General features: G+C 60.1%; 11 protein-coding genes. 3 read left to right on the forward strand and 8 right to left on the reverse strand.

What is annotated here, in order from left to right; translation table 11 throughout:
* Window positions 1-113: 113 nt before the first annotated feature.
* Entirely contained in the window at window positions 114-1,061 is a 948-nt protein-coding gene (gene bipL, locus PMA3_RS28840; protein ID WP_064680320.1) for a phospholipase BipL, read from the reverse strand.
* 97 nt (window positions 1,062-1,158) lie between these two features.
* On the opposite strand from bipL, the gene PMA3_RS28845 reads away from it, so the two are divergent.
* Window positions 1,159-1,740: a DUF6436 domain-containing protein gene (locus PMA3_RS28845; protein WP_064680321.1), complete on the forward strand. Its 582-nt coding sequence runs from the start codon at window positions 1,159-1,161 to the stop codon at window positions 1,738-1,740.
* Window positions 1,741-1,850: 110 nt separating this feature from the next.
* Window positions 1,851-4,262, forward strand: a complete 2,412-nt coding sequence (locus PMA3_RS28850) for a penicillin acylase family protein (RefSeq protein ID WP_064680322.1) — start codon at window positions 1,851-1,853, stop codon at window positions 4,260-4,262.
* Window positions 4,263-4,399: 137 nt separating this feature from the next.
* Here the strand turns inward: PMA3_RS28850 and PMA3_RS28855 are convergent, their stop codons facing one another.
* Window positions 4,400-5,365, reverse strand: a complete 966-nt coding sequence (locus PMA3_RS28855; protein WP_064680323.1) for a GlxA family transcriptional regulator — start codon at window positions 5,363-5,365, stop codon at window positions 4,400-4,402.
* 326 nt (window positions 5,366-5,691) lie between these two features.
* On the opposite strand from PMA3_RS28855, the gene PMA3_RS28860 reads away from it, so the two are divergent.
* Window positions 5,692-6,333, forward strand: a complete 642-nt coding sequence (locus tag PMA3_RS28860; protein ID WP_064680324.1) for an HD domain-containing protein — start codon at window positions 5,692-5,694, stop codon at window positions 6,331-6,333.
* Between the two features lie 164 nt (window positions 6,334-6,497).
* On the opposite strand, the gene PMA3_RS28865 is transcribed toward PMA3_RS28860, so the two are convergent.
* The 6 genes from PMA3_RS28865 to PMA3_RS28890 all read right to left on the reverse strand — a co-directional run bounded on the left by PMA3_RS28865 (window position 6,498) and on the right by PMA3_RS28890 (window position 13,529).
* Window positions 6,498-7,391 (reverse strand): ABC transporter permease subunit, encoded by an 894-nt coding sequence (locus PMA3_RS28865; RefSeq protein ID WP_064680325.1) that lies wholly within the window; start codon window positions 7,389-7,391, stop codon window positions 6,498-6,500.
* On the reverse strand, window positions 7,388-8,308 hold the full coding sequence (locus PMA3_RS28870; protein ID WP_064680326.1) for an ABC transporter permease subunit: 921 nt from the start codon (window positions 8,306-8,308) through the stop codon (window positions 7,388-7,390). The genes PMA3_RS28865 and PMA3_RS28870 overlap by 4 nt, the downstream gene beginning before the upstream one ends.
* Window positions 8,305-9,447, reverse strand: coding sequence for an ABC transporter ATP-binding protein (locus tag PMA3_RS28875; RefSeq protein ID WP_064680327.1), 1,143 nt, complete (start codon window positions 9,445-9,447; stop codon window positions 8,305-8,307). The genes PMA3_RS28870 and PMA3_RS28875 overlap by 4 nt, the downstream gene beginning before the upstream one ends.
* Before the next feature lie 69 nt (window positions 9,448-9,516).
* Window positions 9,517-10,614, reverse strand: a complete 1,098-nt coding sequence (locus PMA3_RS28880) for a polyamine ABC transporter substrate-binding protein (protein ID WP_064680328.1) — start codon at window positions 10,612-10,614, stop codon at window positions 9,517-9,519.
* Between the two features lie 257 nt (window positions 10,615-10,871).
* Window positions 10,872-11,969, reverse strand: a complete 1,098-nt coding sequence (locus PMA3_RS28885; protein WP_064680329.1) for a polyamine ABC transporter substrate-binding protein — start codon at window positions 11,967-11,969, stop codon at window positions 10,872-10,874.
* Window positions 11,970-12,164: 195 nt separating this feature from the next.
* Window positions 12,165-13,529 (reverse strand): aspartate aminotransferase family protein, encoded by a 1,365-nt coding sequence (locus PMA3_RS28890; RefSeq protein WP_064680330.1) that lies wholly within the window; start codon window positions 13,527-13,529, stop codon window positions 12,165-12,167.
* Between the last annotated feature and the right edge of the window lie 14 nt (window positions 13,530-13,543).

A 13,543-nucleotide genomic window follows, 5' to 3' on the forward strand; every position in this document is an offset into this window, starting at 1 on the left:
GGCCCCTTCGCGGGCAAGCCCGCTCCCACAGGTTTTTGTGTCGATCACAAAATGGTGGGCTAACACTAAACACTGTGGGAGCGGGCTTGCCCGCGAAGGGGCCCTTGCAGGCGCTAAAGATTCCTGCCCTTGACCCGCTTGCTCAAAAACCCGAAATACTCCCCCCGCAACGCCAGCGTCTCATTCGCCAGATGATGCCGCGCCTCCGGCAGCATCAACACCTGCGGCCGATCAAACTTGGCCTTCAACACGGCAAGGTTATGCTGCCAATCCACCGTCATATCCGCCTGCCCCTGCACAATCAGCGGCCGCCGCGTGCTGCCCGGCGCGGCTTCGATACGCTTGATCCACCGCGCCAGCGCACCGACCCAGGCAGTCGGCAAACGTAGCGGCTGCAGCGGATCAGCCTGCAAAAACGGCAAGAAATCCGGGTCGTTGGAATTTTCGCTGAAGCGCCGGGCGATGGCTTTGACAAAAGGCTTGAGCAGGTAATAACTCACTTGCGACCAGCCCCAGGCCCGTGGTCGCACTAATGGCGACAGCAGGATCACCTGCCCTTGCGCCGGACTGCTCGCCCCCGCATTGAGCACATGATCGATCACGATCGCACCGCCTGTGCTTTGCCCGCACAGGTGCCAAGGTTGCGGCAGATCGAGGGCGCGCGCCTCGGCGAACAAGCCTTGCAGCGTGTCCTGATACTCGGCGAAATCCTTGATGCTGGCGCGCTCGCCGCTGGACAGGCCATGCCCTGGCAAGTCGCAGGCAATCACGGCGAACCCCTGGTCCAGCGCCCACTCGATCACATGTCGGTAGAGCCCGGTGTGATCATAAAAGCCGTGGAACAAAAACAGCGTCGCCCTGGCCTGCGGCGGCCACCAGAACTGGCAGACCACCTCATAACCATCCACCTCGAAACGACCCAGGCCGTTGCGCAGGTCCCGCCCCGGAAAATCCAGCCCGTAGAAACGCTGGTAGGCCAACGCTTCCACCGACAGCGGCTGCGCTTCAGCCAAGGGCCGCAAACCGGCACGCAGATGATCGGGGTCGAAAGTGGCAGACATGGACGATTCCAGCACATGAAACGGCGTTTATGGGCCTGCGATATTCATCTGTCGCGGCAAGCATGGCAAGCTGGGCGACCTTCGAGGATTGAAACCCATGCGTTCGCCCTACCGCGCCCCACTGCTTGCCTGCCTGCTCGCCCTCGTGTGTGCCGGAGTGCTTTGGGCCGCTTATGACTGGTTTCAGGGACGCTACCTGCGCGCGTTCAGTTCGCACACCGCCGTGTTTTCCGGCGACCCCTTGCGCCTGCCCGATAACCTCGCCGGCCCCGGCGCCATCCGCCTGGTGCACTTCTGGGACCCGGCCTGCCCATGCAATGTCGGCAATCAGCAACACCTTGGCGAACTGGTCGAGCAATATGGCCCCCAGGGCGTGGAGTTCTACTCGGTACAAAAGCCCGGCAGCCACGGACAGTTGCCGAGCACCTTAAGCAGTCTGAAAACCATCGACCTCCTGCCAGGCTCCGAACAGATCCCCGCCAGCCCGGCCGTGGCGATCTGGGATCGCAGCGGCAAGCTGGCGTACTTCGGCCCGTACAGCGAAGGCCTGACCTGCAATTCCAATAACAGTTTTATCGAGCCGATCCTGCAGGCGTTGAACCAGGGTCGAACAGTCGACGCCACGCACACGTTGGCAGTGGGGTGTTACTGCCCGTGGCCTGTCGATCCAACGAAGTAGGAAAAACCCCGCAATACGAATCCCTCCTAAGGGCGATGGGCCGATTTGCCGAGCCGTGTTAAACAGTGGCGCCAGGGAACTGCTGCCACTCATAACAACAAGGAATCACCATGAAACGTAGCCTGACCGCCCTCGCCCTGCTGATTGTCGCGCTCGCCGCGGGCGCTGGCTGGTACGTGTACAGCAAGCAGCCGACACGCCAGGGCATGGTCGAACTGCAACACCTGAAAGGTTCGGTCACCGTGCGCTACGACGAGCGCGGTATCCCGCACATCCGCGCGGAAAACGAACCGGACCTGTACCGCGCCCTCGGGTACGTGCACGCCCAGGATCGGCTGTTTCAGATGGAAGTCCTGCGCCGCCTCGCTCGCGGGGAACTGGCCGAGGTGCTGGGGCCCAAATTGCTCGATACCGACAAGCTGATGCGCAGCCTGCGCATCCGCGAACGGGCCGAAACCTACCTGGCGAACATGGACCAACAGTCGCCGGCCTTCATCGCCATGCAAGCCTATCTGGACGGCATCAACCAGTATCAGGACAGCCATGCAAAACCCGTGGAGTTCGATGTACTGGGTATCGCCAAGCGTCCGTTCACCGCCCAGGACACCATCAGCATCGCCGGGTACATGGCCTACAGTTTTGCCGCGGCGTTTCGCACCGAGCCCCTGCTGACTTACGTGCGCGACCAGCTGGGGGCCCATTACCTGAATGTCTTCGATCTCGACTGGCAGCCCAAAGGCGTGCTGGCGAAGACGCCCGGCGGCACCGTGCCGTCCCTGGCCAGCGCCGACTGGAAAGATCTCAACGCCCTCGCCCGTCTCAGCGAACAGGCAATGGCCGACAACGGTCTGCCGCAATACGAGGGCAGCAACGCCTGGGTGGTCTCCGGCAACCGTACCCAAAGTGGCAAGCCGCTGTTGGCCGGTGATCCGCATATCCGCTTTTCCGCGCCGTCGGTGTGGTATGAAGCGCAGCTTTCGGCACCGGGCTTCGAGCTCTACGGCCATTACCAGGCATTGATGCCGTTCGCCTCCCTCGGGATGAACCGCGACTTCGGCTGGAGCATCACCATGTTCCAGAACGATGACCTGGATCTGATCGCCGAGAAGGTCAATCCGCAGAACCCGAATCAGGTGTGGTATCGCGGCAAGTGGGTCGACATGGTGAGCAGCGAACAGCAGATCGCGGTCAAGGGCCAGGCGCCCGTGACGCTGGTGCTGCGTCAGTCGCCCCACGGTCCGATCGTCAACGATGCACTGGGCAACAGCGTCGGCAAAACGCCGATCGCCATGTGGTGGGGCTTTCTCGAAAGCCAGAATCCGATCATCGAAGGTTTCTACCAGCTCAACCGCGCCGACACCCTGGCCAAGGCGCGCACTGCCGCCGCCAAGGTCCAGGCGCCGGGCCTGAACATCGTCTGGGCCAATGCCAGGGGCGATATCGGCTGGTGGGCGGCGGCGCAGTTGCCGAAACGTCCGGCGGGTGTGCGGCCGTGGTTCATCCTCGACGGCAGCACCGCCGAAGCGGACAAGGACGGCTTCCACCCGTTCAGTGCCAACCCGCAGGAAGAGAACCCGGCACGCGGCTATATCGTCTCGGCCAACTTCCAGCCGACATCGCCCACCGGGATGGAGATTCCCGGTTACTACAACCCTGCCGATCGCGGTCAGCAGCTCAATCGCCAGCTCAGCGACAAAAGCATCAAGTGGGATCTGGCCGCCAGCCAGAAGCTGCAACTGGGTACGACCACCGCCTACGGCCCGCGCTTGCTCGCGCCGTTGTTGCCGGTACTGCGTGAAGTGGTGAGCGATCCGGCCGAACTCAAACTGGTGGAGCAACTGGCCCGGTGGACAGGCGATTATCCGCTCGACTCCACCAGCGCCACGCTGTTCAACCAGTTCCTGTTCAACCTGGCTGACGCGTCGATGCACGATGAACTGGGCAATGATTTCTTCGAAACGCTGCTCTCGACCCGAGTAATCGACGCTGCATTGCCGCGCCTGGCGGCAACCGCTGATTCGCCGTGGTGGGACAACCGCAATACCCTCGGCAAGGAAACCCGCGCCGATACGGTCAAGGTGGCCTGGCAGGCGAGCCTCGCTCACCTCAAGACCACCCTGGGAGCGGATTTCGCGCAATGGCAGTGGGGCAAGGCGCACACCCTGACCCATGGCCATCCACTGGGGCAGCAGAAGCCGCTGGATAAGGTCTTCAACGTCGGCCCGTTCGCCGCTCCCGGTGCGCACGAAGTGCCGAACAACCTCTCCTCCAAAATCGGCCCGGCACCGTGGCCGGTGACCTACGGGCCGTCGACCCGGCGCCTGATCGACTTCGCCGACCCGGCCCACAGCCTGACCGTCAACCCGGTTGGCCAGAGTGGTGTGCCGTTTGACAGGCATTTTGATGACCAGGCGGAGGCGTATATTGAGGGGGTGTATTTCCAGGCTTACATCAACGACGAGGAAGTTACCGCCAACACCCGCAGCACATTGAAGCTGTTGCCCGCGCGGGCTGCGCGATAGATTTTTGTTGCCCGGGCTGACGTCTTCGCGGGCAAGCCTCGCTCCTACAGGTTAGTGGTTATCTCACGATCGAAACATGATCTGTAGGAGCGAGGCTTACCCGCGAGGGGGCCCTGGCAGGCAACAACAATCCCAATTCAAACCACCGCCGCAAAATTCAGCCTGAACTGCTGCGGCGTCACCCCAAGCCGGCGGTTGAACACGTTGCGCATATGCTGGGCATCGCGAAATCCGCACTGATAGGCCACGGTCTTGAGCGGCGAATGGGTGCTTTCAAGCAGTACCCGCGCCGCATCCACTCGCGCCCGTTCGACGAATTCCGCCGGGGTGATTTTCGCCTCCCTGGCAAACACCCGGGAAAAGTTGCGGGCGCTCATGTTGGCGGCGTTGGCCAGGTCGGCAATCGTCAGGTCGCCGGTGAGATTGGCCAGCACGTAATGCTGGACCAGCGCCACCGCCGAGGTCGGTTCGGCGTGAGGCATGAGGAATGGGCTGAACTGCGATTGCCCACCCGAGCGTTGAGTGAATACCACCAGCCGCTTGGCCACGCTCAGGGCCACTTCCGGCCCATGGTCCCGACCCAACAGGAACAACGACAAATCGATCCCCGCCGTGACCCCCGCCGAGGTATACAACTCGCCATCCTGCACGTACAGGTGATCGGCCTCGACCCGGGTCGAAGGGCATAACGCAGCCAGTGCCGCCGCATCGCCCCAATGGGTGGTCACCGCTCTTCCATCGAGCAAGCCGGCCCGGGCGAGGATGAATGCGCCGTTGCAGATCGAGCCAAAACGTTGCGCCGACGCACTGGCATCGCGCAGCCAGGCATCGAATGCCGCACCGAAATTCATGAACGGCAACTGCGGCCCACCGGCCACCAGCAGCAGGTCATAGGCCTGCAGCGCCTCGCTGAAATGCCGATGGGCATTGAGCGACAAACCGTTGGAACAGGCGATTACCCCGCGCTCGACACCGATCACTTCCAGGCGATAGTGATCTTGCGGCGCCAGGAAACGATTGGCTTCGCAGAACACATCCATGGGGCCGGTGACGTCCAGGGACTGGACGCCGGAAAACACCACGATGGCGACGGTTTTCTGCATGGTTCAAAACGCCCTCGATGGGTTGATCACGTAGCTGAGACAAACACAAAACCTTGTGGGAGCGAGCTTGCTCGCGATGACGGTAGTGCATTCAACATCAATATTGACTGACACACCGCTATCGCGAGCAAGCTCGCTCCCACAGGGTTGCGATTGACCGACCGACTTCGCCAACCCTAGCCAATCCGCATGCAACAAGCGAGGCTGGCGCGATATGGCTGTTCATTGGCAAGGATCGCAGCCATGGATCGATTGTCCGGTTCGGGGTCCCGGAACAGACTTGATCCATTAGCGCCGCCACGGCGTTCTGCACGAGGAAAGCCCCCATGAGCAGCACCATCGCCGGTATCAGCATCCCCGACAGCGCCCTGGCCAAGGCCACCACCGAATACATTCGCGACGTCGAGTCGGATCTGCTGTACCACCACTCGCGCCGGGTGTTTTTATTCGGCGCACTGAGCGGCGAACGCAAGCAACTGGCCTACAACCCCGAGTTGCTGTACGTCGGTGCGATGTTCCATGACCTGGGGTTGGTGGAAGGTCATCGCAGTGACGACGATCGCTTTGAAGTCGACAGCGCCAACGCCGCCAAAGCGTTTCTGCAGCCTTACGGTTTATCGAACGATGATATCGAGCAGGTGTGGTTGTCGATTGCCCTGCACACCACGCCGGGCGTGCCGCAACATTTGCGGCCCAATGTGGCGCTGGTCACGGCGGGGGTTGAAATGGATGTACTGGGTATCGACTATGCCGCGTTCCCGACTGCGCAGCGTGAGGCGGTGGTGCATGCGCATCCACGGGGTGAAGGATTCAAGGAGTGCATCTTGTGTGCCTTTACCAATGGCTTCAAACACAAGCCGGACACTACGTTCGGGACCGTGAATGCGGATGTGCTGGTGGACTGTGAGCCGGGGTTCAGGCCGATGAATTTTGTCGAGATTATCCGCAAGTCGCCTTGGGTTTCCTAGAACCCTGTAGGAGCGAGCTTGCTCGCGATGGACTTCAGAGCGCCGCGTTCATCCAGGAAGTCCTCGTCATCGTTAACGTCCATCGTCGGAACGCCGCCCGGAGCAAGCTCGCTCCTACAGGAGATCGGGTTGGCCACACCGGGGTGGTCAACCCGACATCAGGCTCAAACCGCCTCCGGCGCCTGCTGCGCGCGACGCGCGTCCGGTTGTCTCCAGGAGTCGGCAGCGCCCTCCTCGATCGCCTGCTGAATCGCACGCTTGCGACTTTCTTCGGCACGGCGACTGAAGAACCAGACCAGGAACGTCATCAGCGAGACCGCCAGCAGAATCAGGCTGGCCACGGCGTTGATCTCCGGTTTGACCCCCAGGCGCACCGCCGAGAACACTTCCATCGGCAAGGTGGTCGAACCCGGCCCCGACACGAAGCTCGCCAACACCAGGTCATCCAGCGACAGGGCAAACGACATCATGCCGCCCGCCCCCAGCGATGGCGCGATCATCGGGATGGTGATCAGGAAGAACACCTTCCACGGCCGCGCCCCGAGATCCATCGCCGCCTCTTCGATGGACAGGTCCAGTTCACGCAAGCGCGCCGACACCACCACCGCCACATACGCCGCACAGAACGTGGTGTGAGCGATCCAGATAGTGATGATGCCCCGCTCCTGTGGCCAACCGATCATCTGCGCCATCGCCACGAACAGCAGCAACAGCGACAGACCGGTGATCACTTCCGGCATCACCAAAGGCGCGGTGACCAGGCCACCGAACAGCGTACGCCCCTTGAAGTGGGTGATACGGGTCAGCACAAACGCCGCCAGGGTCCCCAGTGCCACCGCCGCCACCGCCGTGTAGCAGGCGATTTCCAGCGAGCGCACCACCGAGCCCATCAGTTGGGTGTTGTCCATCAACCCGACGTACCACTTGATCGACCAGCCGCCCCAGACCGTCACCAGTTTCGAGGCGTTGAACGAGTAGATCACCAGGATCAGCATCGGCGCGTAGATAAACAGCAAACCTGCTATCAGCATGAAACTTGAGAAACGGAAGCGTTTCATTCCTTGCCCTCCATTTCTTTGGCCTGGCTACGGTTGAACAGAATGATCGGCACAATCAGGATCAGCAGCATGACCACCGCCAGGGCGGAGGCCACCGGCCAGTCACGGTTGTTGAAGAACTCTTGCCACAGCACTTTACCGATCATCAGTGTTTCCGGACCACCGAGCAGTTCCGGGATCACGAACTCGCCCACGACCGGGATGAACACCAGCATGCAGCCCGCGATGATGCCGTTCTTGGACAGTGGAATGGTGATCTTCCAGAAGCTGTTGAAGGTGCTCGAACCCAGGTCGGACGCGGCCTCCAGCAGGCTGTTGTCGTGTTTCACCAGGTTGGCGTAAAGCGGCAGGATCATGAAGGGCAGGTACGAATACACCACACCGATGTACACGGCGAGGTTGGTGTTGAGAATCTGCAGCGGTTCGTCGATCCAGCCCATGGTCATCAGGAAGCCATTGAGCAGACCGTTGTTGCTGAGGATGCCCATCCACGCATAAACGCGGATCAGGATCGCGGTCCAGGTCGGCATCATGATCAGCAGCACCAGCACCGTTTGCATCTCTTTGCGGGCACTGGCAATGGCGTAGGCCATCGGGTAACCGATCAGCAGACAGAGGACGGTACTGATCAGCGCCATCTTCAACGAGCCGAGGTAAGCGGCGATGTACAACTCGTCGTCGGCCAGCATCGCGTAGTTGCTCAGGTTAAGCAGCAACTGCAGCTTTTGGTCGAGGTAGCTGTAGATCTCGGTGTACGGCGGAATGGCCACGTCGGCTTCGGCGAAGCTGATCTTCAACACGATGAAGAACGGCAACATGAAGAACAGGAACAGCCAGATGAAGGGAACCCCGATGACCAACTGGCGGCCACCGGGAATTATTCGATTGAGGCGGCGTTTGAATTTGCGCATGTTCATGAGCGAAGTACCACGCCGCTGTCGTCTTCCCAATACACATACACCTGGTCACCCCAGGTTGGGCGTTGACCGCGGCGCTCGGCGTTGGCCACGAAAGACTGGACGATCTTGCCGCTCGGCAACTCGACGTGGAACACCGAGTGACCGCCCAGGTAGGCGATATCGTGCACCTTGCCGCTGGACCAGTTGTATTCGCAGGTTGGCATGGTCGGTGTCACCAGCAGTTTTTCCGGCCGGATCGCGTAGGTGACCGACTTGTCCTGCACCGAGGTGCTGATGCCGTGACCGACGTAGATATTGCGGTCCAGATCCTTGCAGGTGATCAGCGCATGGCCTTCGGCGTCGTCCACCACTTCGCCGTCGAAGATGTTGACGTTGCCGATGAACTCGCAGACCAGACGGCTGGTCGGGGTTTCGTAGATGTCGATCGGGCTGCCGATCTGGGCGATCCAGCCCAGGTGCATGATCGCGATGCGCTCGGCCATGGTCATGGCCTCTTCCTGGTCGTGGGTCACCATGACGCAGGTCACGCCGACGCGCTCGATGATCTCGACCAGCTCAAGCTGCATTTGCGAACGCAGCTTCTTGTCCAGGGCACCCATCGGTTCGTCGAGCAGCAACAGCTTCGGTCGCTTGGCCAGGGAACGCGCCAGGGCCACACGCTGACGCTGGCCGCCGGACAACTGATGCGGCTTGCGCTTGGCGTATTGCGTCATCTGAACCAGCTTGAGCATGTCCGCGACACGGGCATCGACTTCAGCTGCGGGGATTTTATCCTGCTTGAGACCGAAGGCGATGTTCTGCGCCACGGTCATGTGCGGGAACAAGGCGTAGGACTGAAACATCATGTTGATCGGCCGCTCGTAGGGCGGCATGTCGGTGATGTCTACGCCATCGAGGAAAATGCGCCCCTCCGTGGGCCGTTCGAAGCCTGCGAGCATACGCAGCAACGTGGATTTGCCCGATCCCGAACCGCCGAGCAGGGCGAAAATCTCGCCTTTCTTGATTTCCAGGGACACATCGTCCACGGCAATCGTCTCGTCGAACTTCTTCGTGACCCGGTCGATTTTGACCAGCACCTGTTTAGGTGTCTGGTCGCCCTCGAGGGCTTTCTTATAGGCGCCGGAGGCAACTGCCATTTACGAAACTCCCAACAAAAATTGCAGTTCGCCCAGATGAGCGAACCTTGGATAGCCTGAGCCTTGCAGCTATTTACCCGACTTGACCTTGGTCCAGCTGCGGGTCATCAAACGTTGAATATTGGGCGGTAACTCGATGGACACGTACGTCTTGTCGAGGACTGCCTGCGGTGGATAAACCGACTCGTCGGTGCGAATCGACTGCTCCATCAAGGTGTCCGACCCGGGGTTCGGGTTGGCGTAGCCGACATAATCACTGACCTGGGCGATCACCTCCGGTTTCAGCAAATAGTTGATGAACGCGTGGGCTTCCTTCACGTTGGCCGCATCCTTGGGGATTGCCAACATGTCGAACCACAGCGCGCCGCCTTCCTTGGGAATCGAGTAGGCGATGTTCATGCCTTTGCCGGCTTCAGCCGCCCGGGCCTTGGCCTGGATCATGTCGCCGGAAAAACCGATGGCCACGCAAATATCGCCGTTAGCCAGGTCGGCGATGTATTTGGAAGAGTGGAAATAGGTCACGTAAGGTCGCACCGCGAGCAACTTGGCTTCGGCCTTTTTATAGTCTTCGGGGTTGGTACTGTTGGCGTTGAGTCCCATGTAGTTGAGGACGGTGGGCATCATTTCATCGGCGGAGTCGAGAAACGCTACACCGCAGCTGTGCAGTTTCTTGATGTTCTGCGGCTCGAACACCACATCCCAGGAGTCGATCTTGTCCAGGCCCAGCACCGCCTTGACCTTGTCAACGTTGTAGCCGATGCCGTTGGTGCCCCACAGATACGGCACGGCGTACTGGTTGCCCGGATCGTTCTCTTCCAGGCGCTTGAGCAACACCGGGTCGAGGTTGGAATAGTTGGTCAGCTGCTTCTTGTCGAGTTTCTGGAACGCGCCGGCCTTGATCTGCTTGCCAAGGAAGTGGTTGGACGGCACCACCACGTCATACCCGGTACGCCCGGCCAGCAACTTGCCTTCCAGGGTTTCGTTGGAGTCGAACACGTCATACACCGGCTTGATCCCGGTCTCTTTCTGGAAGTCGACCAGGGTGGTCTCGCCGATGTAATCCGACCAGTTATAAATATGCACGGTACCGGCCGCCTGGACACCGACGGCCATCGTCAGTCCGGCGCCGACCAGCAAGGCATTGCGCAACAAAGAAAAAATAGGCAAGTGGAGGTCCTCTAAAATGAGTTGGGCCCAAGTTGCCCCGCGTTACATGACAGCCGTGGCTGCCCGGCAACAAAACCGGCGCGCAACTTACCCTCGAAAAACCGTTCCAGCAAAACTTTTATACAAATACGACCTTGTAGGAGCAGCCGGTCGACGCTCGATTGCTCGCGATGGTCGTCAACGATAACGTTGTGCGCCTGACACCCCGCGGGGTTCTCAGGTTCATCGCGAGCAAGCTCGCTCCTACAGAGGGTTACTTACTTACCGGATTTGATCTTGGTCCAGCTGCGAGTCAGGATCCGCTGGGTCGCGGCCGGCAAGTCGGCAATCGCGTACAGCTTTGCCAGCACGTCGGCCGGCGGGTAGATGCCCGGGTCTGCAGTAATGTCTTTATCGACCAATGCGGTGGCCGCCGCGTTACCGTTCGGGAAGCGCACGGCGTTGGTGATTTCAGCCATGATTTCCGGCTTCTGCAGGAAGGTCATGAACTTGTAGGCGCCCTCGACGTTTTCGGCATCCTTAGGGATGGCGACCATGTCATAGAAGCTGCCCGCACCTTCTTTCGGAATGTTGTAGCTGACCTTGACCTTGTCACCGGCTTCAGCAGCGCGAGCCTTCGCCTGGTAGATGTCACCCGAGTAACCGACGGCGACGCAGATGTTGCCGTTGGCCAGGTCGGAGATGTACTTGGACGAGTGGAAGTAGCCTACCGAAGGACGAATCTTCAGGAACAATGCTTCTGCTTCAGCCAATTGTTTTTTGTCCTGGCTGTCGGTTGGATAGCCCAGGTAGTGCAACGCCACCGGAATCATCTCGGTGGGCGAATCGAGGAAACTGATACCGCACGACTTCAACTTCGCGGCGTTTTCAGGTTTGAACAGCAAGTCCCAGGAGTTGGTCGGCGCATCGGCACCCAGTGCCGCCTTGACCTTCTCGGCGTTGAAGCCAATACCGATCGAACCCCACATGTAAGGGAAGGCGTGTTCGTTGCCCGGGTCGCTGACCGAGACCGCTTTAAGCAGGTCGGGGTTCAGGTTCTTCCAGTTGGGCAACTTGGACTTGTCCAGCTTCTGGTAAACGCCAGCCTTGATCTGCTTGGCCAGGAAGTTGTTCGACGGTACGACGATGTCGTAGCCGGACTTGCCTGCCAGCAACTTGGCTTCCAGGGTTTCGTTACTGTCGAATACGTCGTAGACAACCTTGATCCCCGACTCGGCTTCAAACTTCTTGACGGTATCCGGTGCGATGTAATCGGACCAGTTGTATACGTGAAGAACCTTGTCATCCGCCTGAACTGCGCCTGCCATCACGCCCATCAGGGACATGGCGAGGAGGGTCTTGCCAGCGATCTTCATACCTAATGCCTTCATGGGTAATGCTCCAATTTTTCTTTTTAGCCACGTTCTTGTTAACCAAGAGCCGGCGGCCTTTCCCGGGCGTCCGGACAAGCGGTAGTCTGGCAAGATCCAAGGCAGGCTTTCAAGGAAATACCCATCCTTTGTTTGCACTGAGCGAAGTGCACGCTTCACACCCCGCTCAGAGCCTAGCACTTAGCCCTGCAACGCACTCAGGGTCAGGTCCAGACACTTGCGTGCCTTTGTTACCAGCTCATCGATTTCAGCCGGTGTAATCACCAATGGCGGAGCGATGATCATGGTGTCGCCCACGGCGCGCATGATCAGGCCGTTTTCGAAGCAGAACGTGCGGCAGATCATGCCAACGCCCTTGCCCTCGTAACGTTTGCGAGTGGCCTTGTCCTGAACCAGTTCGATGGCCCCCAACAGACCGACTCCGCGCACTTCCCCCACCAACGGGTGATCGCTCAGTTCCCGCAGACGTTTCTGCAAATAGGGTGCCGTTTCTGCATGAACGCGCTCGACAATTTTTTCTTCGCGCAGGATGCGGATGTTTTCCAGGGCCACCGCAGCAGCGACCGGGTGCCCGGAATAGGTGAAGCCATGGTTGAAATCGCCACCTTCGTTGAGCACCGCCACCACTTCGTCGCGCACGATCAGGCCACCCATCGGGATATAGCCGGAGGTCAGGCCTTTGGCGATGGTCATCATGTCGGGCCTGAGGCCGTAGAAATCGGTACCGAACCACTCACCGGTGCGGCCAAAACCACAGATCACTTCGTCCGCCACGAACAGGATGTCGTACTTGGCGAGGATTTCCTTGATGCGCGGCCAGTAGGTGTCTGGCGGAATGATCACGCCGCCGGCACCCTGGATCGGCTCGGCAATAAAGGCCCCGACGTTGTCGACGCCGACTTCCAGAATCTTCTCTTCCAGCTGATTGGCGGCCCAGGTACCGAACTCGTCCGGGGTCATGTCGCCACCTTCACCGAACCAGTACGGCTGGGCGATATGGACGATGCCCGGGATCGGCAAGTCGCCCTGCTCGTGCATGTAGGTCATGCCGCCCAGGCTCGCGCCGGCCACGGTGGAACCGTGATAGCCGTTCTTGCGGCTGATGATGACCTTCTTCTTCGGCTGGCCCTTGATCGCCCAATAGTGGCGGACCATACGCAACATGGTGTCGTTGCCTTCGGAGCCGGAACCGGTGAAGAACACATGATTCATGCCTTCAGGGGCGATGTCGGCGATGGCCTTGGCCAGTTCCAGCACCGGCGGGTGAGCGGTCTGGAAGAACAGGTTGTAATAAGGCAGTTCGCGCATCTGCTTGCTGGCGGCATCGGCCAGTTCGTCGCGACCGTAGCCGATCGCTACGCACCACAGGCCGGCCATGCCGTCGAGGATCTTGTTGCCTTCGCTGTCCCAGAGGTAAACGCCCTTGGCGCTGGTGATGATCCGCGGGCCTTTTTCTTTCAGCTGCTTGAAATCGCTGAACGGGGCCAGGTGATGATCGTTGCTCAGGGTTTGCCATTCACGGGTTTGCGGGTTGTTGCTGGTCATGCGAACTCTCCTAA

Origin of the sequence: Pseudomonas silesiensis, assembly GCF_001661075.1 — a bacterium.
Classification (GTDB): domain Bacteria; phylum Pseudomonadota; class Gammaproteobacteria; order Pseudomonadales; family Pseudomonadaceae; genus Aquipseudomonas; species Aquipseudomonas silesiensis.

Coding starts and splice junctions, on each gene's coding strand:
- bipL (WP_064680320.1), bottom strand. CDS start 1,061: ATGTCTGCCACTTTCGACCCCGATCATCTGCGTGCCGGTTTGCGGCCC.
- PMA3_RS28845 (WP_064680321.1), top strand. CDS start 1,159: ATGCGTTCGCCCTACCGCGCCCCACTGCTTGCCTGCCTGCTCGCCCTC.
- PMA3_RS28850 (WP_064680322.1), top strand. CDS start 1,851: ATGAAACGTAGCCTGACCGCCCTCGCCCTGCTGATTGTCGCGCTCGCC.
- PMA3_RS28855 (WP_064680323.1), bottom strand. CDS start 5,365: ATGCAGAAAACCGTCGCCATCGTGGTGTTTTCCGGCGTCCAGTCCCTG.
- PMA3_RS28860 (WP_064680324.1), top strand. CDS start 5,692: ATGAGCAGCACCATCGCCGGTATCAGCATCCCCGACAGCGCCCTGGCC.
- PMA3_RS28865 (WP_064680325.1), bottom strand. CDS start 7,391: ATGAAACGCTTCCGTTTCTCAAGTTTCATGCTGATAGCAGGTTTGCTG.
- PMA3_RS28870 (WP_064680326.1), bottom strand. CDS start 8,308: ATGAACATGCGCAAATTCAAACGCCGCCTCAATCGAATAATTCCCGGT.
- PMA3_RS28875 (WP_064680327.1), bottom strand. CDS start 9,447: ATGGCAGTTGCCTCCGGCGCCTATAAGAAAGCCCTCGAGGGCGACCAG.
- PMA3_RS28885 (WP_064680329.1), bottom strand. CDS start 11,969: ATGAAGATCGCTGGCAAGACCCTCCTCGCCATGTCCCTGATGGGCGTG.
- PMA3_RS28890 (WP_064680330.1), bottom strand. CDS start 13,529: ATGACCAGCAACAACCCGCAAACCCGTGAATGGCAAACCCTGAGCAAC.